Genomic DNA, 18,764 nt, shown 5'->3' with positions numbered 1-18,764 from the left:
GCTAAAGGAAACCCATGATGAAAAAGTCACTCTTGCTGCTGGCCGCTCTGGTATTGGGCGGTTGTGCTACTCACTGGCCCGAGAGCGCCCTGCTCAACCCGCAAGTCATCCCCTCCAACCAGCAGTACTACTCCGGCAACCGCATCACCATGGAAGGGGTGGACAAGCGTGAAGCCGCCTATGTCTTCTCCATCAAGAAGAAAGAGAAGGCTCCTGTGCTGGTGAACAGCAGTCAGCCTCTCAACAGCCTGCTGGCTGAAAAACTGGCGGAAGGGCTGCGCAGCCAGGGCCTGGAAGTGGGCAACAGCGGCACCACCAACCTGACGCTGGCCATCTCCACTGCCGCCGTCACCGTGGAAGAGAAGACCTTCACCTATGTCACCAAGTCCCGCGTCAGCCTGCAGGTGATTGCCGACTTCCAGGGCAGCAAGCTGACCAAGCAGTTCAACATGTCCTCCAGCAAGGAGGGCCCGGGTGAGCCGAGCATGGCCGATCTGGAATCCACCCTGAACCAGCAGCTGGGCAGCGTGCTGCAGCAGATCATGGCCGACGAGGCGCTGCGCGGTTATCTCAAGGGCCAGCCGAGCTGAGCGAGGACATATAAATGAAGAAACTCTGGTTACTGGTCACCCTGATCGCCCCCCTGGCTTTTGCCGGTCAAAAAGTCCAGATGGAGACCAACCATGGCACCATCGTCGTGGAGCTGGCCCCCAAACAGGCGCCCCAGACCGTGAAGAACTTCCTGCGCTACGTGGCAGACGGCAGCTATGACGGTAGCCTGTTCCACCGGGTGATCCAGAACTTCGTGGTGCAGGGTGGGGGCTACAACCAGCAGTTCCAGCCCCTGCCGACCTTCGATCCCGTGGTCAACGAGTCCAGAGGCGGCCTGCCCAACAAGCGCGGCACCATCGCCATGGCCCGCACCCAGGCGGTCGACAGCGCCACTCGCCAGTTCTATTTCAATCTGGTGGACAACGACAACCTCAACGCCAATGCCGGCGCCGGTTACACCGTGTTCGGCCAGGTCGTGAAGGGGATGGAGGTGCTGGACAAACTGGCCCAGGTCCAGACCGGCTACAGCTCCATCCTGCGTGCCAACGACGTCCCCACCAGCCCCATCATCCTGAAGAAAATGGTGCTGCTCGCGGACAAATAACGCGGCCCGGATCACATTCCACCGCGTCCCTGAACGGGTCACCGGTCTCTTTTTCTATACTCTGCTCCCCGATGTGTGCCACGCATCGGGGAGCAGAACCAGAAGGAGGAGCCGGTGACCTGTCATGATTACATAACCCAACACGCCGGCCCGCTGGCCCAGGCGGTCCGCCATTTTCTGGCACGCAAGATTCCCTATCAGCAGCTGGAGGACTTGAGCTGGCAACTCCTCTCCCATTGGCAGGCGCTCTGTGTGATCCCCATGGACAAAACCCCCGCCAACGCACAGGAAGGAGTGTTCTGGCATCTGCTTCACAGCCTGCACCTGTGGGATGAGCAGCACCTCCTCTGTGATGATGCGCTGCGTCTGCAACTCATGGCCTGCGCCAATTTTCTCGCCGACGAGGGCCCCTGCCCGCACCACTGCATCGGCTCGCGCCCCTGAAACCTGCCGCCCATCCCTCGGCTTGCCTTGGCTACGCCTGCCGAACCTGACAAAATGACCCCCTTTTCCCAGAGGAGTCAGGCAGTTGAACAATCTCCGCCCGCCCAGCCACACACCGGGCCGCGCCACCCGCTGGCGAGATGCCCTCGCCGTCTATCTGGAAGCGCGGGTGCTCATCCTGTTTGCCATGGGATTCTCCTCCGGCCTGCCTTTGCTGCTGGTCTTTGGCACCCTCTCGTTCTGGCTGCGCGAGGCGGATGTCAGCCTGACCGACATCGGCTACATGAGCTGGGTAGCGCTGGCCTACGGTTTCAAGTGGCTGTGGTCGCCTCTAGTGGATCGGCTGCCCCTGCCCCTGCTGTCACGGCTGCTTGGGCGGCGACGCAGCTGGATGCTGTTCTCCCAGGTGCTGATCGCCCTCTCCCTGGTGGGGATGGCCTATTGCGATCCCAAGACCCAGCTCGCCCAGCTGGCCCTCTTCGCCCTGCTGGTGGCCTTCTCCTCTGCCACCCAGGACATCGTCATCGACGCCTATCGCATCGAATCTGCTCCCGAGCGGCTGCAGGCGGCCATGGCCGCTTCCTATATGACGGGGTATCGACTCGCCATGATCATGGCGGGAGCGGGGGCACTGGCGCTGGCGGCCTGGCTCGGCAGCAACAGCGGCTATGACTATCGCGGCTGGCAGCTCACCTATCTGCTGATGGGAGGGCTGATGTCTCTTGGCATCCTCACCACCCTGATGAGTCACGAGCCGCAGATCGATCTCAAGAGTCAGGACGAGCAGCAGATGGCGCACAAGGCCACCCTGCTGGCACGGGGTTGGTCCCCCACGCTGGCCGGGCTGGGGGCCTGGACCTACGAGGCCATCTGGTGTCCCTTCGCCGACTTCTTCCGCCGCTACGGCTCCTCGGCCCTGCTGATCCTGGGGCTTATCGCCTGCTATCGCATCTCGGACGTGGTGATGGGGGTGATGTCCAACAGCTTCTATGTGGATCTGCAGTTCAGCAAGACGGAAGTGGCCACCATCACCAAGGTCTATGGCGTCATCATGACGCTGGTGGGGGCCGCACTCGGAGGCGTGCTGGTGATGCGCTTTGGTACCCTGCGCATCCTGTTCCTCGGCGCCGTGCTGACCGCCAGCACCAACCTGCTGTTCGCTCTCCTCAACGAAGTGGGCCACAACCTGGAGCTGCTGACCCTGATCATCTCGCTGGACAACCTCAGCGCCGGCATAGCGACGGCTGCGTTTGTGACCTATCTCTCAAGTCTTACCAACGTCGCCTTCTCCGCCACCCAGTACGCCCTGTTCAGCTCCATCATGCTGTTGCTGCCCAAGTTGCTGGCGGGGTTTTCCGGTCGCGTGGTGGAGCAGATCGGCTACAGCCACTTCTTCATCGGCACCAGTCTGCTCGGCATTCCGGTGATGATCCTGATCATCATGGTTGCCAAACGAGGCAGCACCTTGTCACCACAAACGCACAAATAGCAAGCGTTTGCGCATTTTAGGGGGTGATTAGATTCACAAATCCTGACAAAGTTCCCTGGTGCTTGTTTATCCGTTGAATTTATTTGGCTAGAATCCCTCCCGCTCCTTGTGGGCAGGCTACGGAAAACCTCAACTAACGCACAAGAGACCAATAAAATGGCCAAATTTACCAAGACTCTGATCGCTGCCGGTCTGCTGGCTGCCTCCGCCACTCCGGCCTTCGCTGCCGACTACAGCGGCGACATCCACAAGAACGACTACAAGTGGATGCAGTTCAACGTGATGCACACCATCGACCAACGTCCTTTCACTGCAGGTGCTGAAGATTACAACGACACCTACTTCGAAATGGAATTCGGTGGTCGCTCCGGCCTGTTTGACCTGTACGGTTACGTCGACGTCTTCGATATCTTCGACTCCCGTCACAGCGACAAGCACAAGGGTCAGAACCTGTTCATGAAGTTTGCGCCGCGTATGTCTCTGGATGCGCTGACTGGTAAAGATCTCTCCTTCGGTCCGGTGCAAGAGGTTTACATCGCCTCTCTGAACAACATCGGCGACAACCAGATGGAAAACATGATCGGTCTGGGTGCTGATGTACAAGTGCCTTGGTTCGGCAAAGTGGGCATGAACCTGTATGCTCGTCACGCCACCGAAAACCAGTTCTTCACCGAAGAAGAGGGTGAGTGGAACGGTTACTGGTTCGCCATGAACTGGTTCAAGCCTTTCTACACCTTCAGCAACGGCAGCTTCGTCTCCTATCAGGGTTACCTGGACTACGCCTTCGACTTGGACACCCACAACCGTGCTGACCGTACCAGCGACAACCTGGCTACCTTCCACGGTATCTACTGGCACTCCGACCGCTACGCCGTCGGTTACGGCCTGAAGTACTTCATGGATGCCTACGGCACCAAAGACGGTTCCACCGCCTACGACGGTACCCCGTGGAAGAGCTCTGGCTTCAGCCACTACTTCTCCGTGACCTACAAGTTCTAATCGAACTCGTCACACGGATACAAAAAACCGGAGCAGCTGCTCCGGTTTTTTTATGCCCTCATGCTGGCAGTGGGGGGAGAGCCGCGCCCTCCCCGTTCGCCATCAGTCGCGGAAGTTCTGGAACTGCATCGGCTGGCCCAGTTCGGCGCCACGCACCAAGGCCATGGTCTCTTGCAGATCGTCGCGCTTCTTGCCGGTGACCCGCACCTCGTCGCCCTGGATGGCAGCCTGCACCTTGATCTTGGAATCCTTGATGAGCTTCACCAGCTTCTTGGCCACTTCCTTGTCGATCCCCTGCTTGAACTTCACGGTCAGGTGGAAACGCTTGCCGGAGTGGACGCTGTCACCCACATCCATGGAACTGTTCTCGATCTGGCGCTTGAGCAGGGCGCCGCGCAGGATCTCGACCATCTGCTTGAGCTGGAAATCGGCATCGGCTTCCAGCTTCACTTCTTCCTTGTTCAATTCGAAGCTGGCTTCCACACCACGAAAATCGAAACGGGTCGCCAGTTCACGGTTGGCGTTATCAACGGCGTTCAACACCTCGTTCATTTTGACTTCAGAGACAATATCGAATGACGGCATAGCCGGGCTCCTCATGCTGTACTTCAGGTTGTGCTGACAGGTGGGCAAATCTACCAGAAAACGGGCAAATTTGCTGATTTCGATGGGATTGCTCTGCTAGAATCCCCTGCGCACAGGAATGGTGAGACCCGTTAGAACCCGTTCAGGAGCAGTCGCGAGAGGTCCGACACTCGGTGAAGTGCAGCCCAGGCCCCCGTATGGTCATGCATACATGAGGCTCCCTGGCTGCGCATGAACCTTGAGCACGACCCGGCAACCAGCTCATGCACCGGTTCCAGGTATTCACCAAGCGACATCTTCCCTTATCCCGGGTTGGCGGTTGACAGGATGGCAGCCCTTCCCATGATCGAGCCTCTTCATGCCAAGCGGATTACGCGACAACAACCTGAAAACACGCCGTCACCCTGTCTCTCCCGAGTGGACCTTGCTGGGCTGCGGCGCCCTGGGCGGCGTCTTCGCCTCCCTGTTGACCCAAAGCGGCCAAGCAACCCGCCTCCTGCTGCGCGAGCGCCATCGTGCCACCTTGCACCCCGGCGTCGACTTTACCTCCCTTGAGGGGCATACCCAGCTCCTGGCCATCGAACGCGCCTTCATCGACAAGCCGGGCTGCATCAAACGCCTGCTGGTGATGACCAAAGCGGGGCAGGTGATATCGGCCCTCACTCCTCTGGTCGGGCAACTGGCGGCAGGAGTGCCCATCGTGCTGCTGCACAACGGCATGGGGATCGCCGATCAGGTGGTTGCACTCTTCCCCGACAATCCGGTGATCGCCGGCGTCACCAGCCATGGCGCCATGCAGAGCGGCCACTTCGTGTTCCGCCACACCGGCAAGGGGGAGACCTGGTTGGGCCCAATCAACGAAGCGGCCCGTGCCCATGCCCACCTCGCCGACGAGCTGGCCAGCGCCCTGGGTCAGGCCGGTTGGGATGAGCAGATCCTGACACGCCAGTGGCAGAAACTCGCCGTCAACTGTGCCATCAATCCCCTCACCGCGCTCTACAAGCTCAAGAACGGCGAATTGGCCGGTCCGCGTTTTGCCGATGCCCTGCAGCAAATCTGCGTGGAAGTGGCTGACGTCATGCGGGCCGAAGGTCAACCCACCGGCGGCGAAGAGCTGCTGCGCCGCGTCATGATGGTGGTGGAGCTCACCGCCGACAATTACTCTTCCATGTATCAGGACATGGAACAGGGCCGCGAGACCGAGATAGAGGCCATCACCGGCTTCCTGCTGGGCAAGGCCGCCCTTCACGGTATCGCGGTGCCGGTCAATCAGGGCCTCTATCAGGCCGTCAAAGAGAAGCGCTGAGCAGAGCAGCTGGCAAGCAAGGAGTGCAAGATGAACGTACTGGTACTGGTGGCCCCCGGGTCGGAAGAGATAGAGACGGTTGCCATCGTCGATACCCTGGTTCGGGGTGGCATCGATGTGGTGCTGGCCTCCTGCTGCCCCACTGGAGCGCGCCAGATCCGAGCCTCTCGCGGGGTGCAACTGGTGGCGGATTGCCATCTCGACGAGCTGACCACCCGTGACTTCGATGCCATGGTCGTGCCGGGCGGTCTGCCCGGCAGCGAAGTGATCCGCGACACCCCCCTCGCCATCGACCTGCTACGGGAGCAGGCAGACCTCGGCCGCTGGCGCGCCGCCATCTGCGCCGCACCCGCCGTGGTACTGCACCATCACGGCTTGCTGGGGGATGCGAGCATCACCTGCCACCCGGGCTTTCAGGCCCGTCTGCCCGCGACACAATTGAGCACGGCAAGGGTAGTGACCGATGAAGCCCATCGCCTGATCACCAGCCAGGGCCCGGGTACCGCTATCGAGTTCGCTCTCGAGATAGTACGGGTACTGCGCGGTGACGAGGCCGCCCGTACGGTGGCCGGTCCCATGGTGTTGCCCCCCTCGCTATCGCCATAACCACATCGGGCACTCCGATGAAAGCGACAGAGCCCCCTTGCTTGGTCTATGTTGGCTGCTCTTGTGCTAGATAAAACAATCCGGGCTTCCACGGCCTGGCACCGACTGTTAACATGCGCCCCTTATGCCTGTTATGTGCTCTGGGGTGGCCGTCACGCCGCCCTGACCCTGCCCTGTGCGGCCTCTGCCGCCTGACTCCGGTTATGCCGACCGGCCGGTTTACCCGACCATCAACAGCCAGTCCAATCCTGTGATCCCCGCCATTCCCCCTGATTTGCGGGCCTGTGGCCATGGATCCTCAACGAGCGAGAAAATCCCCATGCTGGAACGTGCAAGACAAGAGTGGTTCTCCAACATACGGGGCGATCTGCTGTCAGGCATCGTCGTCGCCCTGGCGCTGATCCCGGAGGCCATCGCCTTCTCCATCATTGCGGGCGTCGACCCCAAGGTCGGCCTCTATGCCTCCTTCTGCATCGCCGTGGTCATCGCCTTCGTCGGCGGTCGTCCCGGCATGATTTCCGCCGCCACCGGCGCCATGGCGCTCCTGATGGTGACCCTGGTCAAGGAACATGGCCTGCAGTATCTGCTGGCGGCCACCCTGCTCACCGGCCTCTTCCAGATAGCGGCGGGCTACCTCAGGCTCGGCAGCCTGATGCGATTCGTCTCCCACTCCGTGGTGACCGGCTTCGTCAACGCCCTGGCCATCCTTATCTTCATGGCCCAGCTGCCCGAACTCACCAACGTCACCTGGCAGGTCTACGCCATGACCGCGGCCGGGCTTGGCATCATCTATCTGTTCCCGCTCGTTCCCGTGGTGGGCAAACTGCTCCCCTCCCCCCTGCTGTGCATCGTCATCCTGACGGCGGTGGCCATCACCCTGGGCATCGACATCCGTACCGTGGGCGACATGGGCGAGCTGCCCGATACCCTGCCGGTCTTCCTCTGGCCCGACGTGCCCCTCAATCTGGAGACCCTGGCCATCATCTTCCCCTATTCAGCGGGGCTGGCGGTGGTGGGACTGCTCGAGTCCATGATGACGGCAGCCATCGTCGACGAGATGACCGACACCCCAAGCGATCGCAACCGCGAGTGCAAGGGTCAGGGGATCGCCAACATCGGCGCCGGTCTGCTGGGAGGCATGGCGGGGTGCGCCATGATTGGCCAGTCCGTCATCAACATCAAATCCGGTGGCCGCGGCCGCCTCTCCACCTTCGTGGCGGGGACCCTGCTCATCCTGATGGTGGTCTTCATGGATGAGTGGATCCGTCAGATCCCCATGGCAGCCCTGGTGGCCGTGATGATCATGGTCTCCATCGGCACGTTTTCCTGGGAGTCGGTATGCAACCTGAAGAGCCACCCCCTCTCCACCAACCTGGTGATGGTGACCACCGTCGCCGTGGTGGTCGCGACCCACAACCTGGCACTCGGGGTCTTCGTGGGGGTGCTGCTCGCCTCTCTCTTCTTCGCCCACAAGGTTGCCCGCGTCATGCTGGTCAAGAGCGACAGCGAGCGCAGCGGCGCCGTGCGTACCTATCTGGTGCGGGGCCAGGTCTTCTTTGCCAGCGCCGAGCAGTTCCTGGCCGGTTTCGATTTCAGGGAGGAAGTGGAGAAGGTGGTCATCGACCTGACGCACGCCCACTTCTGGGACATCACCGCCATCACGGCCCTCGACAAGGTGGTCATCAAGTTCCGCCGTGAGGGGAAAGAGGTGGCGGTCATCGGCCTGAACGACGCCAGTGCCACCCTGGTCGATCGCTTTGCCATCCACGACAAATGCCAGGAGGGAGAGCCCCTGCTGGCCGAGCATTGATCCCGGTGCGCCCCATGAGGGCGCTGCCTGCAAGCCATAAAAAAAGCCCGTCTCTCCCCATGAGATGGGCTTTTTTGGGCTGTTGGATCACAGTCAACACACGCGCCTCGGCGCTCCCATCCTCAACCGATGCAGCAATGCGGGGTCATGACCTGCCGTCAGGGTGCAAGAGGGGCCAGGAAAGCAGGAACAGGGTGCCGCCCCGCCCGCCGGATTGGCAGACCGCACTGCCGCCGTGAGCCTCGGCAATGGCCTTGACCACGGCCAGCCCGAGCCCGCTACCGCCACTCTTGCGTGAGCGTGACGGATCCCCCCGGCGAAACGCCTCGAAGATATGGGCGGCGACCTCCTCGCTGATGCCGGGCCCTTCGTCTTCCACGCTCAGGATGCACTGGGTGCCCGAACGATGCAGGCGCACTGTCAGCATGCCCGGCACCCCATGCTTCTGGGCATTTTCCAGCAGCGCCATCAGGGCCTGACGGATGCGAAGAGCATCGCAACAGACCCAGAGTTCGGCATCGAGCTCCCGCTTGATAGTGAAACCGCTCGCGGCCAGGGGGGTGGCAAACGCCTCAAGCACCACGGCAAGCTCGTCGGCCAGCCTGATCGCCTCTCGTTGCAGCTCCAGGTGGCCGCTGTCGTTGAGACTGAGTACCCGCAAGTCTTCGATCAGGTGGGTCAATCCCTCCACCTGGCGCAACAAACCTTCAAAGAGCGCACGTTCTGGCGGAAATACCCCTTCGGCCAGCCCCTGCAAGCGGCCACGCAAGATGGTCACCGGGGTGCGCAATTCGTGGGCGATGGCGGCATTCCAGAACTCCCGCTCACGGGTCATGCTCTGCAGCCGTTCGGCCATGGTGTTGAAGTCCCGCACCAGTTGCGCCGTCTCCCCGATCGCCTGTTCATCCAGCGGCACGCGCGCATCGAGTTTGCCCTCTGCCACCTCGCGCAGGCTGTTCGCCACCGAATTGAGCGGAGTCAGGATGCGGCGAGAGAGGCGCACCGCCACGTACAGCGCCATCCCCAATGCAATGAGAATGGTCGAGCCAATCCAGATCATCTCGACCCTGGAGGGCATCCAGCTCTCAGAGATGCTGCCAGGCACATAGGTCACGGCAATGGCGTAGAACACATAGGTGCCGATCACCGCGAGGCAGATGATGCCGAGCGCCATCAGCCCCAGGGAGCGGATGATTTGCCTGCGCAGGCCGGGTGCCGATGTCACGCATCACCCCCGAAGCGATAGCCGACGCCCCAGACACTGGCGGGCACCCCCTGGATGCCCTGTGCCTCCAGCTTCTTGCGCAGCTTGCTGATGTGGCTGTCCACCGTGCGCTCCTGGGTATCCCCCTCCGGCAGGCAGTGGGTCAGCAGTTCGGCGCGGCTGAACACCCGCTTGGGTGCCCGCATCAGAGAGGCGAGCAACTTGAACTCGGTAAGGGTCAGATCCAGCACCTGCTGCCCCTCATCGCGGCAAATGCTGGCCTCGTGGCTCTCCAGATCGATCTGGAAGGGGCCGACCCGCAGCACCCGGGCCATGGTCTGCTTCGCAGCCTGGCTGCGTCTGAGCACCGCCTGTACCCGGGCCACCACTTCGGCCGGGTTGAAGGGTTTGACCACATAGTCATCCGCCCCCATGCGCAGCCCCATCAGCTTGTCGAGGTCCTGATCCAGGGCGGTCAGCATGATCACCGGCGTGTCGCCACGGGCCCGGATCTCGCTGAGCACCTGCCAGCCATCGAGCTGCGGCATCTGCACATCCAGCAACAGGAGATCGGGTTTGCATGTCTGGTGCATGGCCAGGGCTTCGCGGCCATCGACGGCATGCAGGGTGCGCAATCCGTGGCGTTGCAGGTAAGCGGCGAGGATGTCGGCTATCTCGGCTTCATCCTCTGCAATCAGTACCAGTGACTGGGCCGCCGGGTTGGCGGAAGCAGGAAGATACGACATGGTCGGACTCGAAAATGGTGGGCTTGAACTTTATCACCGCCTCCATGGATTCTCCACAAAGCCTCGAATCATTCGCAATAGCCCCTCTCCATAATACCCGTTCGATGTGCTCTCGCGGCAGCACCATGCCCGGGAGACGGTTTAACGAGGTGAGTATGATGTTTGTCAAACAGCGGTATGCGGGCACCCTGCTCGCCGTCATTGCCGTATTCGGATTGGCAGGTTGCGATGGGGCGTCGCAAGCGCAAGATGCGCCGACCCGTCCTCAGGTGTCGGTGATGACGCTGGCAGGTCAGGACCTGGTCATCAGCGAGGATCTGCCCGCCCGGGTGGCCGCGGTGCGAAGCGCCGAAATTCGGGCCCAGATTAGCGGCATCGTGCAGCGCCGCCTGTTCGAGCAGGGCGCCGAAATCGGCGCAGGCACCGTGCTGTTCCAGATAAATCCGGCCCCCTTCAAGGCGGATGTCGACAGCGCCGCCGCCGCATTGCAGCGCGCGGAGGCCGTGCTGGCCCGCGCCCGTATCCAGATTGACCGTCTGGTGCCACTGCTGCGCACCGAGGCCATCAGCCGCCAGACCTATGACGATGCGGTCTCCCAGCGTGATCAGGCGGCCGCCGACGTGGCTCAGGCCAGGGCGACCCTGGCCCGGCACCAGCTGAACCTGCAATTTGCCAGCGTGGAAGCCCCCATCGCCGGGCGCATCGATCAGGCACTGGTGAGTGAAGGGGCCCTGGTGTCCCCCACCGACGCCACCCCCATGGCCAGGATCCAGCAGATCGATCAGGTCTACGTCGATGTGCGTCAACCGGCCTCTGTGCTCGACACCCTGCGCCAGCAGGCTGGCTCGACGGCACCGGAACTGACGGTGGATATCCTCGGCAGCGACGGCAAGCCGCTCGGCATGCAGGGGCACATCCTCTTCTCCGGCATCGAGGTGGATGCCGGGACCGGTGACGTACTGCTGCGGGTACTGGTGGACAACCCGGAGCGGCGGCTCTTGCCCGGCCTCTACGTACAGGCGCGCATTCCCCGTGCCCGCTATGCCAACGCCCTGAGCGTGCCTCAGCAGGCGGTGGTGCGCACATCGGGCCAGACCAGCGTGTGGGTGGTGGATGGCCAGGGGCAGGCACAACTGGTTCCGGTCAACACCGCTGAACTGGTGAATAGCCAGTACCGCATCGCGTCCGGGCTCAACGCCGGACAGCGGGTGGTGATCGAGGGGATCGACCGCCTGACCCCGGGGACGCAAGTCATTGCCCATCCCTGGCAATCCCCCGCCGTCAGCCAGCAGGCTGACGCCGGTAACCGTTGAATCGGAGACATTTCATGCCGCAGTTTTTCATTCATCGCCCGGTGTTTGCCTGGGTGATCGCCCTCTTCATCGTGCTGGCGGGGGTCATCGCCATCCCCAAGCTGCCCATCTCCCGCTATCCCTCGGTGGCGCCGGTTTCGGTGACCCTCTATGCCACCTATCCGGGCGCCACGCCGCAGACCCTGAACGATGCGGTGGTGAGCCTTATCGAGCGCGAGCTGTCCGGGGTGAAGAACCTGCTCTACTTCGAGTCGTCGGTAGATGCCTCCGGCAGCGCGCAGATCACCGCCACCTTCAAGCCGGGCACCGATCCGGAGCTGGCCCAGATGGACGTGCAAAACCGCATCAAGGCGGTCGAGCCTCGCTTGCCACAGGCGGTGCGGCAAACCGGCCTGCAGGTGGAGTCCGCCTCGTCCGGCTTTCTGATGATGGTCGGCATGACTTCACCGGATGGCCGCTTCGATGAGGTCGCGCTGAACGACTACATGGCCCGCAATATCGTGCAGGAGCTGCGCCGCATCGACGGCGTGGGGCGAGTGCAGCTGTTCGGCGCCGAGCAGGCCATGCGCATCTGGGTGGATCCGGGCAAGCTCGCCGCCTACGGGTTGACCATCAGCGAGGTGGCGCAGGCCATCGAGCAGCAGAACGTGCAGATTGCACCGGGGCGCCTCGGCGACGAACCCGCCCTGCCTGGCCAGCGACTGACGGTTCCCCTCACGGTACAGGGGCAGCTGACCACTCCCGAGGCGTTCGCCGCCATCGTACTGCGGGCAGGTGCCGATGGCGCCAAGCTGGTGCTGGGTGACGTGGCCCGGGTCGAGCTGGGGGCGCAATCCTACGCCTTTTCCAACCGCGAGAACGGGGTGGCTGCCACCAGCGCCGCCATCCAGCTCTCCCCCGGCGCCAACGCCGTGCGCACCGCCGATGCGGTACGCACTCGTCTTGCCCAGCTTGCCCCCACCCTGCCGGCGGGCATGGCCTATTCGATCCCGTTCGACTCGGCCCCCTTCGTCAAGGTCTCCATCGACAAGGTGATCCACACCCTGCTGGAAGCCATGGTGCTGGTGTTCCTGGTGATGTTTCTCTTCCTGCAGAACCTGCGCTACACCCTGATCCCGGCCATCGTCGCCCCCATCGCCCTGCTTGGCACCTTCGCGGTGATGCTACTGGCCGGCTTTTCCATCAACTCCCTGACCATGTTCGGCATGGTGCTGGCCATCGGCATCATCGTCGACGACGCCATCGTGGTGGTGGAGAACGTCGAGCGCCTGATGGCCACCCAGGGGCTATCGCCCAGGGAGGCGACATCGCGGGCCATGAAGGAGATCACCGGGGCGGTGATCGGCATCACCCTGGTGCTCACGGCGGTGTTCATCCCCATGGCGTTCGGCAGCGGCTCCGTGGGGGTCATCTACCAGCAGTTCACCCTGTCGATGGCGGTGTCGATCCTGATTTCCGCCTTCCTCGCCCTGACCCTGACGCCAGCGCTCTGCGCCACCCTGCTGCGTCCGGTCAGCCCGAGTCACCATGAGAAGCTCGGCTTCTTCGGCGCCTTCAACCGGGGCGTCGAGCGGCTCACCGCAGGCTACGACGTTCGGGTCACCCGGCTGGTCGGGCGCAGCGGACGCATGATGGCTACCTTCGCCGCCCTCTGCGCCGTGCTGGCCATCGCCGCCACCCAGTTGCCCTCCTCTTTCCTGCCGGACGAGGATCAGGGCTACTTCATGACCTCCATCCAGCTGCCGACCGGCGCCACCAGCGAGCGCACCCTGGCCGTCATCAAGGAGTTCGAGGCCCATGTGGCCTCTCGCGAGGCGCTCGACACCAATCTGGTGGTGCAAGGCTTCAGCTTCTCCGACGCCGGCCCCAATGCGGCCATGGCCTTCACCATGCTCAAAGAGTGGGACCTGCGTCATGGTGCCACGGCTGCCGAAGAGGCTGAGCTGGCACAGGCCGCCATGGCCAACAGCAAGGAAGGCACCGTGATGAGCCTGCTGCCGCCCGCCATCGACGAACTGGGCACCTCTTCGGGTTTCACGCTCTTCCTGCAAGACAGGGCCAACCAGGGGGAGGCCGCGCTGCTGGCCGCCCAGGCGCAACTGCTGGCACTGGCGGCCCAAAGCGAAGTGGTGAGCGATGTCTATCTCGACAGCCTGCCCCCCGGCGAGAGCATTCACCTCGAGATCAACCGGCAGAAGGCCGAGGCCATGGGACTCTCGTTCACCAGCGTGAGCAGCACCCTGTCGGCGGCGATGGGATCGCTCTACATCAACGACTTTCCCAACGGCGGGCACATGCAGCAGGTCATCCTGCAGGCCGACGCGTCGGCGCGCATGCAGCTCGATGACGTACTCGGCGTGCGGGTGCGCAATGCCAGCGGCGGCATGGTGCCCCTGCGGGAGGTGGTGACGCCGACCTGGCGCCAGTCGCCGCAACAGATGATGCGCTTCGAGGGCTTCCCCGCCGTGCGTCTCTTCGGGAGTGCCGCCCCCGGGGTGTCCAGTGGCGCCGCGATGGCGGAAATGGATCGCCTGGTGGCGCAATTGCCGCCAGGCTTCGCCCTGGCCTGGACGGGACAGTCGCTGCAGGAGCGCCAGTCGGCGGCCGAGGCCCCCCTGCTGATGCTGCTGTCAGCGCTGGTGGTCTTCCTGGTGCTGGCCGCGCTCTACGAGAGCTGGTCCATTCCGCTCTCCGTGATGCTGGTGGTCCCCCTGGGCCTGCTCGGCGCCGTGGCGGCGGTGATGCTGCGCGGCATGCCCAACGACGTCTTCTTCAAGGTGGGCATGATCACCATCATCGGCCTGTCGGCCAAGAACGCCATCCTCATCGTGGAGTTTGCCCGCCAGTTGCATGGCGAAGGGCGCTCGCTGCTTGACGCTGCGGTGACCGCCGCACGCCTGCGTCTGCGCCCCATCCTGATGACATCACTCGCCTTCACCCTCGGTGTGGTGCCGCTGATGCTTGCCAGCGGTGCCAGCGCGGAGACCCAGCATGCCATCGGCACCGGCGTGTTCGGCGGCATGATCAGCGGCACCCTGCTGGCCATCTTCTTCGTGCCGGTCTTTTTTGTCTTCGTCATCGGCACCCAGGCGCGCATTCAGGCCTGGAGGGCCAGACGAGCCACGTAGCGGAGAGCGTCATGATGTTGCCCCCTGATGTCTGGCGCTCGGCAATGCCGGCAGGGGGCTGCAGGGAGTGGCTCTCAGCCCTCACTTCCAGTGTCATCACGGGCGCTGTGGTGGCGGCCAAGGTGAGAAGGCATGGGCTGGCAGGAGAGCACGGGAGGCGGGATTATCGTCACTGGCGGCAGCAATCTAACGGCCCAGACAATGACAGCGTTCAGACAACAGAGGCCATCGAGACCGTGAAAGAGACAGGCTCGGCGTTCGAGCCAGACATCCACCGGACTGACGGGCAGCCTGGCCGTGCTCGTCCGCATCTTGTTGGCCACCATTGAAGGAACTGACGGGTGGGAGAGCCCCGCTCAGGTTGTCACTCAATGGCACCTGCATGTAGCACGCGAATACGAAAAAGCCCAACTGAATAAATCAGTTGGGCTATATAGATGGCGGAGGAGGTGCCCGCCGCAACCAAGTCCAACTCAGCCCGCGCAAATACATCAATTCATTTAATATCATCAACTTATAAGCAAAACAAGTCCAATCCATTCCAATCAGATATTACCACTGCGTATGCTTGGTGGCATACTGTGTGGCATACTCAATTCTCAAGGAGGTTACCTGATGGCAATCCTCACCGATACCAAAGCTCGTAGCATCAAGCCAGAAGATAAGCCCCTTGCTCATGGTGGCATTACCGGGTTAACGCTACACCCTTCTACCATCAAGGGTAAAGGCAAGTGGGTATTCCGCTATGTCAGCCCACTGACGAAGAAACGGCGGAATGCTGGCCTCGGGACTTACCCCGAGATCTCTATCGCTGACGCGGCTCGAGACGCACAAGCAATGCGGGAACAGCTGGCGAATAATTTGGACCCATTGGAGATCCGATTACAGGAGCAGAACAAGCCGAAGATCCCGACCTTGGAAGCATCTGCCAGACTGGTTTACGAAAGCTTGTTACCCGGCTGGAAGAACCCCAAGCATGGTAAGCAATGGATCACCACATTGGAGCAATATGCCTTTCCTACCATTGGCGCTATCTCCATTGATGCGATAACTCCAGCTCATATCGCTTCCGTTTTGCAACCGATATGGCTGACGATCCCGGAAACAGCAAGCCGTGTTAAGCAGCGCCTACACGCAGTGATGGCTTGGGCATGGGCCCACGGCTATACCTCTGCCAACCCAGTGGATGTTGTGGGTCACTTACTACCGGCACAACCCAGCAAGTCTGTACGGGTAGAACACCAGCCTGCAATGCCTTGGCGTGATATCCCCGCCTTTGTGCAAAAACATCTGAGAACAACGCAACAGTACGACGTCACCCGCTCTATGCTGGAGTTCTTGATTCTGACAGCATGTCGCTCAGGTGAAGTCCGAGCAATGAGATGGTCTGAAGTCGATCTGGAGGCAAAGGTCTGGACTCTGCCAGCTGAACGTATGAAGGCCAAGCAACAACATCGTATTCCGTTATCTCTTCGTGCTGTCGAAATCCTGATGGGGTTAAGGGGATTGCATGATGTGTTGGTATTCCCTTCTCCCAGAGACCAAGTACCGCTCTCAGACACAGTTCTGACGATGTTTCTAAGAAGGGCCAAGGCGGAGAGTTGTACTCCTGGCCGTCTGGCAACTGCTCATGGCTTTCGTTCCAGCTTTCGAGACTGGTGCAGCGAGCAGGGTTATGCACGGGATCTCGCTGAACGAGCGTTAGCCCATACGGTGCAGAACAAGGTTGAAGCTGCATACCACCGCACTGACCTGCTGGACCAACGGCGCCCCATGATGGATGCATGGGCTGAGTTTGTGTCTGGTGACTTGCTGGTTGAATAAGAAGGAAGCGGCCAATGGCCGCTTCCTTCTATGAGCCCGTATAGCCAGATATGCTAAGCAGCCACTGGTGTTCAGGGCGGCTGGTGCTGGCAATAAATGACAGAAACTCCACATGCCCATTAGCCCCATGTCAGGGAAAGGTGATGCCATCACGTAATCCTGCTTCATAGGTCTGCAGCATGACCTCCATACCAGCGGTATCCTGTTGCTCACAGCACTCGTTGATGAGGTCTGTCCAGAGAATAGGTGTGATCTGGGTCGGAATCAATATTTCACACTAACGTAACACCGATATTCGTCTCTACTTAAACGCCAAGCAGACTACCTGGTTTTTACTGTTAGCCCTAGGCTTCCTGCTGATACACTCCATTTGAAAGGCCTATGTCCACTTTCAAAAATTACCGTTTTTCAGATTGTGGCTTGGATGTATTTTTAGCTTTCAGATTGACGTCAACCTCGCAACGCGGGAGAATACAAGTCATTCTCTTCATCATACGTTATACCGAAGCATGAATTATTTTCCTCAGATTTGTTAAAGGTTTTTCTGTATTCTTCATCAATAAGAACAGAAATAAGCTCCCTCTTAGTTAATTTATTATTGTCTTTACATTTTTCCAAGTATAATTTTTCAAATCGCTCCTTCACTAGAGATGGAACATCAAAAGTAAGTTGCTCTACTCTTTTTAGTTCTTTATTCTTTTTCGTGCTATTGGCAGATTGTATACTATTTAACAGGCTATCTATCTGCTGATATGTCATAAAGAAGGAATTCAGAAGAGCTTTTATGTAAACAAATTTATCCTGCTTGTTTTTTGCTGATGCCATTAACTCAGAAAACCACCAGCATGACTTGATGCGTGAAAAAACAGTTTTAGATAAACGCTCAATGGTATGTTCATCTGAGTAGACTAATTTTTTTAGCTTGTTTGATAAACGCTCATCGATCACAGTTAATGCTAGCTGCTTAGCACCAAGTATTATTGCCATTATAGCATTTTTACGAGCAAGCCTTGATTTATCATCAATACTTGCGGATATAATTATTGCGTCTATTAAAATCTGAAGCATTCCTTCAACACGTTTATTGTCTTGAGACAGCAACAAGTTTTTTTCACTCAAGGAGAAAAAACGCTCGGCAACGACATTACTTCGTAACGCCATATGGTTTTTATCGCTCTCAGATATCTTCATTAAATTAATGAATACCACTGACAATGTATCCATTGATGGGGTTTTCTCAAAGACCCCTTGAACAGTGTAACATTTGCTATCAAGCGCTCTCGACAAATAAGAAAGGATAGTGCTTGAAAATAATTTGACATCCTCTATGGATAGGTTTTGCTTGTATATTTCAATAACATCTTCTATCTGTTCAATTGAGATGTGAAGCCAATCATGAATAATTACATCTAGTCTTTCTAGATCAGTGTGAGCATTTTCTAGCCTAAAAGCAGAGTTAACTTTATTTTTAGGAACAAGCTGGAAAAGCATATTCCCACTCACACGTCGAAAGTGGCATACATCCTCAAAGCCCAATTGAAATTGAGGCGGGTGGGGTGATGATATGGGATATCTCCGCTTATAGATAAGATATCTGTAGATAAGATCATGCACCGCACACTCTTTTGTTTCAATAAGAGGTGACATTATTGATATATATGCCGCGTCTCTCTTGTATTTTTCACACCCTCCATTTATTTTATTGGATTTAAATAAAAAACAATGAAAAATAAAATTAATTACTCTGCGTTCTATATTCAAATGACCCCGCCCATTAATAAATTAAAAAACAAAAAAGAGATGGTCACCTAGGTGACAGATAGCAGCTTTATCATAGCCTCTGCAGACGATTGTTTCCATACATTGCACAGCCCAATCCTATGTCAGTCACATTGACTATCACATGAGTTATCCTTCAAAAACACACCGCGTAGCATCCCACTTGCCCTCAATCAATCTTGCTCTACAACATCATACAGCCTTGTTATGACATGACAGGCCATCATTAACTTGCTATCGCAGTCACCCCCTCCTTAAAGCCAGTTTTTTTCAACCCCCAATCCCTTCTGGTGAACGAAACCCCCAACTACCAGGAGAACACCATGAACACGTCCCCCAAAGTACTGCGCATCAAAGACGTTATCCAAAAGACCG

15 protein-coding genes are annotated in these 18,764 nt (G+C 59.3%); 11 read left to right on the top strand and 4 right to left on the bottom strand.

Annotated elements, in window-relative coordinates; translation table 11 throughout:
- The first annotated feature begins 17 nt into the window (after positions 1 to 17).
- The 5 genes from J9889_RS05620 to J9889_RS05600 all read left to right on the top strand — a co-directional run bounded on the left by J9889_RS05620 (position 18) and on the right by J9889_RS05600 (position 4,088).
- Complete coding sequence (locus J9889_RS05620) at positions 18 to 590, top strand: YajG family lipoprotein (protein WP_039040711.1); 573 nt, start codon at positions 18 to 20, stop codon at positions 588 to 590.
- A 14-nt stretch (positions 591 to 604) separates the two neighbouring features.
- Positions 605 to 1,156: a peptidylprolyl isomerase gene (locus J9889_RS05615; protein ID WP_113977709.1), complete on the top strand. Its 552-nt coding sequence runs from the start codon at positions 605 to 607 to the stop codon at positions 1,154 to 1,156.
- Between the two features lie 114 nt (positions 1,157 to 1,270).
- Complete coding sequence (locus J9889_RS05610; RefSeq protein ID WP_103260660.1) at positions 1,271 to 1,600, top strand: hypothetical protein; 330 nt, start codon at positions 1,271 to 1,273, stop codon at positions 1,598 to 1,600.
- A 187-nt stretch (positions 1,601 to 1,787) separates the two neighbouring features.
- Positions 1,788 to 3,089 (top strand): MFS transporter, encoded by a 1,302-nt coding sequence (locus J9889_RS05605; RefSeq protein ID WP_223931931.1) that lies wholly within the window; start codon positions 1,788 to 1,790, stop codon positions 3,087 to 3,089.
- 156 nt (positions 3,090 to 3,245) lie between these two features.
- Positions 3,246 to 4,088, top strand: a complete 843-nt coding sequence (locus J9889_RS05600) for an outer membrane protein OmpK (RefSeq protein ID WP_041211271.1) — start codon at positions 3,246 to 3,248, stop codon at positions 4,086 to 4,088.
- Positions 4,089 to 4,190: 102 nt separating this feature from the next.
- On the opposite strand, the gene J9889_RS05595 is transcribed toward J9889_RS05600, so the two are convergent.
- The gene (locus J9889_RS05595; protein WP_010673357.1) at positions 4,191 to 4,673 is read right to left on the bottom strand and encodes a YajQ family cyclic di-GMP-binding protein; all 483 of its coding nucleotides are present in this window, start codon (positions 4,671 to 4,673) and stop codon (positions 4,191 to 4,193) included.
- Positions 4,674 to 5,031: 358 nt separating this feature from the next.
- On the opposite strand from J9889_RS05595, the gene J9889_RS05590 reads away from it, so the two are divergent.
- The 3 genes from J9889_RS05590 (at position 5,032) to J9889_RS05580 (ending at position 8,395) form a co-directional block, all read left to right on the top strand.
- Positions 5,032 to 5,979: a 2-dehydropantoate 2-reductase gene (locus J9889_RS05590; RefSeq protein ID WP_128296724.1), complete on the top strand. Its 948-nt coding sequence runs from the start codon at positions 5,032 to 5,034 to the stop codon at positions 5,977 to 5,979.
- A gap of 30 nt (positions 5,980 to 6,009) precedes the next feature.
- Positions 6,010 to 6,585, top strand: a complete 576-nt coding sequence (locus tag J9889_RS05585) for a DJ-1 family glyoxalase III (RefSeq protein WP_128296725.1) — start codon at positions 6,010 to 6,012, stop codon at positions 6,583 to 6,585.
- Between the two features lie 319 nt (positions 6,586 to 6,904).
- On the top strand, positions 6,905 to 8,395 hold the full coding sequence (locus J9889_RS05580) for a SulP family inorganic anion transporter (RefSeq protein WP_210556109.1): 1,491 nt from the start codon (positions 6,905 to 6,907) through the stop codon (positions 8,393 to 8,395).
- A 145-nt stretch (positions 8,396 to 8,540) separates the two neighbouring features.
- On the opposite strand, the gene J9889_RS05575 is transcribed toward J9889_RS05580, so the two are convergent.
- Positions 8,541 to 9,620: an ATP-binding protein gene (locus J9889_RS05575; RefSeq protein WP_114523164.1), complete on the bottom strand. Its 1,080-nt coding sequence runs from the start codon at positions 9,618 to 9,620 to the stop codon at positions 8,541 to 8,543.
- Entirely contained in the window at positions 9,617 to 10,345 is a 729-nt protein-coding gene (locus J9889_RS05570; RefSeq protein WP_119197810.1) for a response regulator, read from the bottom strand. Before J9889_RS05570 ends, J9889_RS05575 begins: the two co-directional genes overlap by 4 nt.
- Positions 10,346 to 10,500: 155 nt before the next feature.
- Here J9889_RS05570 and J9889_RS05565 point away from each other — a divergent pair, with 155 nt between their 5' ends.
- The 3 genes from J9889_RS05565 to J9889_RS05555 all read left to right on the top strand — a co-directional run bounded on the left by J9889_RS05565 (position 10,501) and on the right by J9889_RS05555 (position 16,610).
- Positions 10,501 to 11,658, top strand: a complete 1,158-nt coding sequence (locus J9889_RS05565) for an efflux RND transporter periplasmic adaptor subunit (protein WP_160836554.1) — start codon at positions 10,501 to 10,503, stop codon at positions 11,656 to 11,658.
- Between the two features lie 14 nt (positions 11,659 to 11,672).
- Positions 11,673 to 14,786, top strand: coding sequence for a multidrug efflux RND transporter permease subunit (locus tag J9889_RS05560; protein ID WP_210556108.1), 3,114 nt, complete (start codon positions 11,673 to 11,675; stop codon positions 14,784 to 14,786).
- Positions 14,787 to 15,401: 615 nt separating this feature from the next.
- Positions 15,402 to 16,610: a tyrosine-type recombinase/integrase gene (locus tag J9889_RS05555; protein ID WP_210556107.1), complete on the top strand. Its 1,209-nt coding sequence runs from the start codon at positions 15,402 to 15,404 to the stop codon at positions 16,608 to 16,610.
- A gap of 450 nt (positions 16,611 to 17,060) precedes the next feature.
- On the opposite strand, the gene J9889_RS05550 is transcribed toward J9889_RS05555, so the two are convergent.
- Entirely contained in the window at positions 17,061 to 18,101 is a 1,041-nt protein-coding gene (locus J9889_RS05550; RefSeq protein WP_210556106.1) for a hypothetical protein, read from the bottom strand.
- Between the last annotated feature and the right edge of the window lie 663 nt (positions 18,102 to 18,764).

The organism is Aeromonas sp. PrichA-15 (assembly GCF_017939245.1).
GTDB lineage: Bacteria > Pseudomonadota > Gammaproteobacteria > Enterobacterales > Aeromonadaceae > Aeromonas > Aeromonas caviae.
The sequence above is the reverse complement of the archived record's forward strand: the minus strand, read 5'-3'. Positions and strand labels throughout refer to the sequence as shown.

Bases quoted from the DNA above. Each gene is read 5' to 3' on its own strand.
- J9889_RS05580 (WP_210556109.1), top strand. From the start codon at position 6,905: ATGCTGGAACGTGCAAGACAAGAGTGGTTCTCCAACATACGGGGCGAT.
- J9889_RS05570 (WP_119197810.1), bottom strand. From the start codon at position 10,345: ATGTCGTATCTTCCTGCTTCCGCCAACCCGGCGGCCCAGTCACTGGTA.
- J9889_RS05555 (WP_210556107.1), top strand. From the start codon at position 15,402: ATGGCAATCCTCACCGATACCAAAGCTCGTAGCATCAAGCCAGAAGAT.
- J9889_RS05595 (WP_010673357.1), bottom strand. From the start codon at position 4,673: ATGCCGTCATTCGATATTGTCTCTGAAGTCAAAATGAACGAGGTGTTG.
- J9889_RS05550 (WP_210556106.1), bottom strand. From the start codon at position 18,101: ATGCTTTTCCAGCTTGTTCCTAAAAATAAAGTTAACTCTGCTTTTAGG.
- J9889_RS05590 (WP_128296724.1), top strand. From the start codon at position 5,032: ATGCCAAGCGGATTACGCGACAACAACCTGAAAACACGCCGTCACCCT.
- J9889_RS05585 (WP_128296725.1), top strand. From the start codon at position 6,010: ATGAACGTACTGGTACTGGTGGCCCCCGGGTCGGAAGAGATAGAGACG.
- J9889_RS05560 (WP_210556108.1), top strand. From the start codon at position 11,673: ATGCCGCAGTTTTTCATTCATCGCCCGGTGTTTGCCTGGGTGATCGCC.
- J9889_RS05600 (WP_041211271.1), top strand. From the start codon at position 3,246: ATGGCCAAATTTACCAAGACTCTGATCGCTGCCGGTCTGCTGGCTGCC.
- J9889_RS05565 (WP_160836554.1), top strand. From the start codon at position 10,501: ATGATGTTTGTCAAACAGCGGTATGCGGGCACCCTGCTCGCCGTCATT.
- J9889_RS05620 (WP_039040711.1), top strand. From the start codon at position 18: ATGAAAAAGTCACTCTTGCTGCTGGCCGCTCTGGTATTGGGCGGTTGT.
- J9889_RS05615 (WP_113977709.1), top strand. From the start codon at position 605: ATGAAGAAACTCTGGTTACTGGTCACCCTGATCGCCCCCCTGGCTTTT.
- J9889_RS05605 (WP_223931931.1), top strand. From the start codon at position 1,788: ATGGGATTCTCCTCCGGCCTGCCTTTGCTGCTGGTCTTTGGCACCCTC.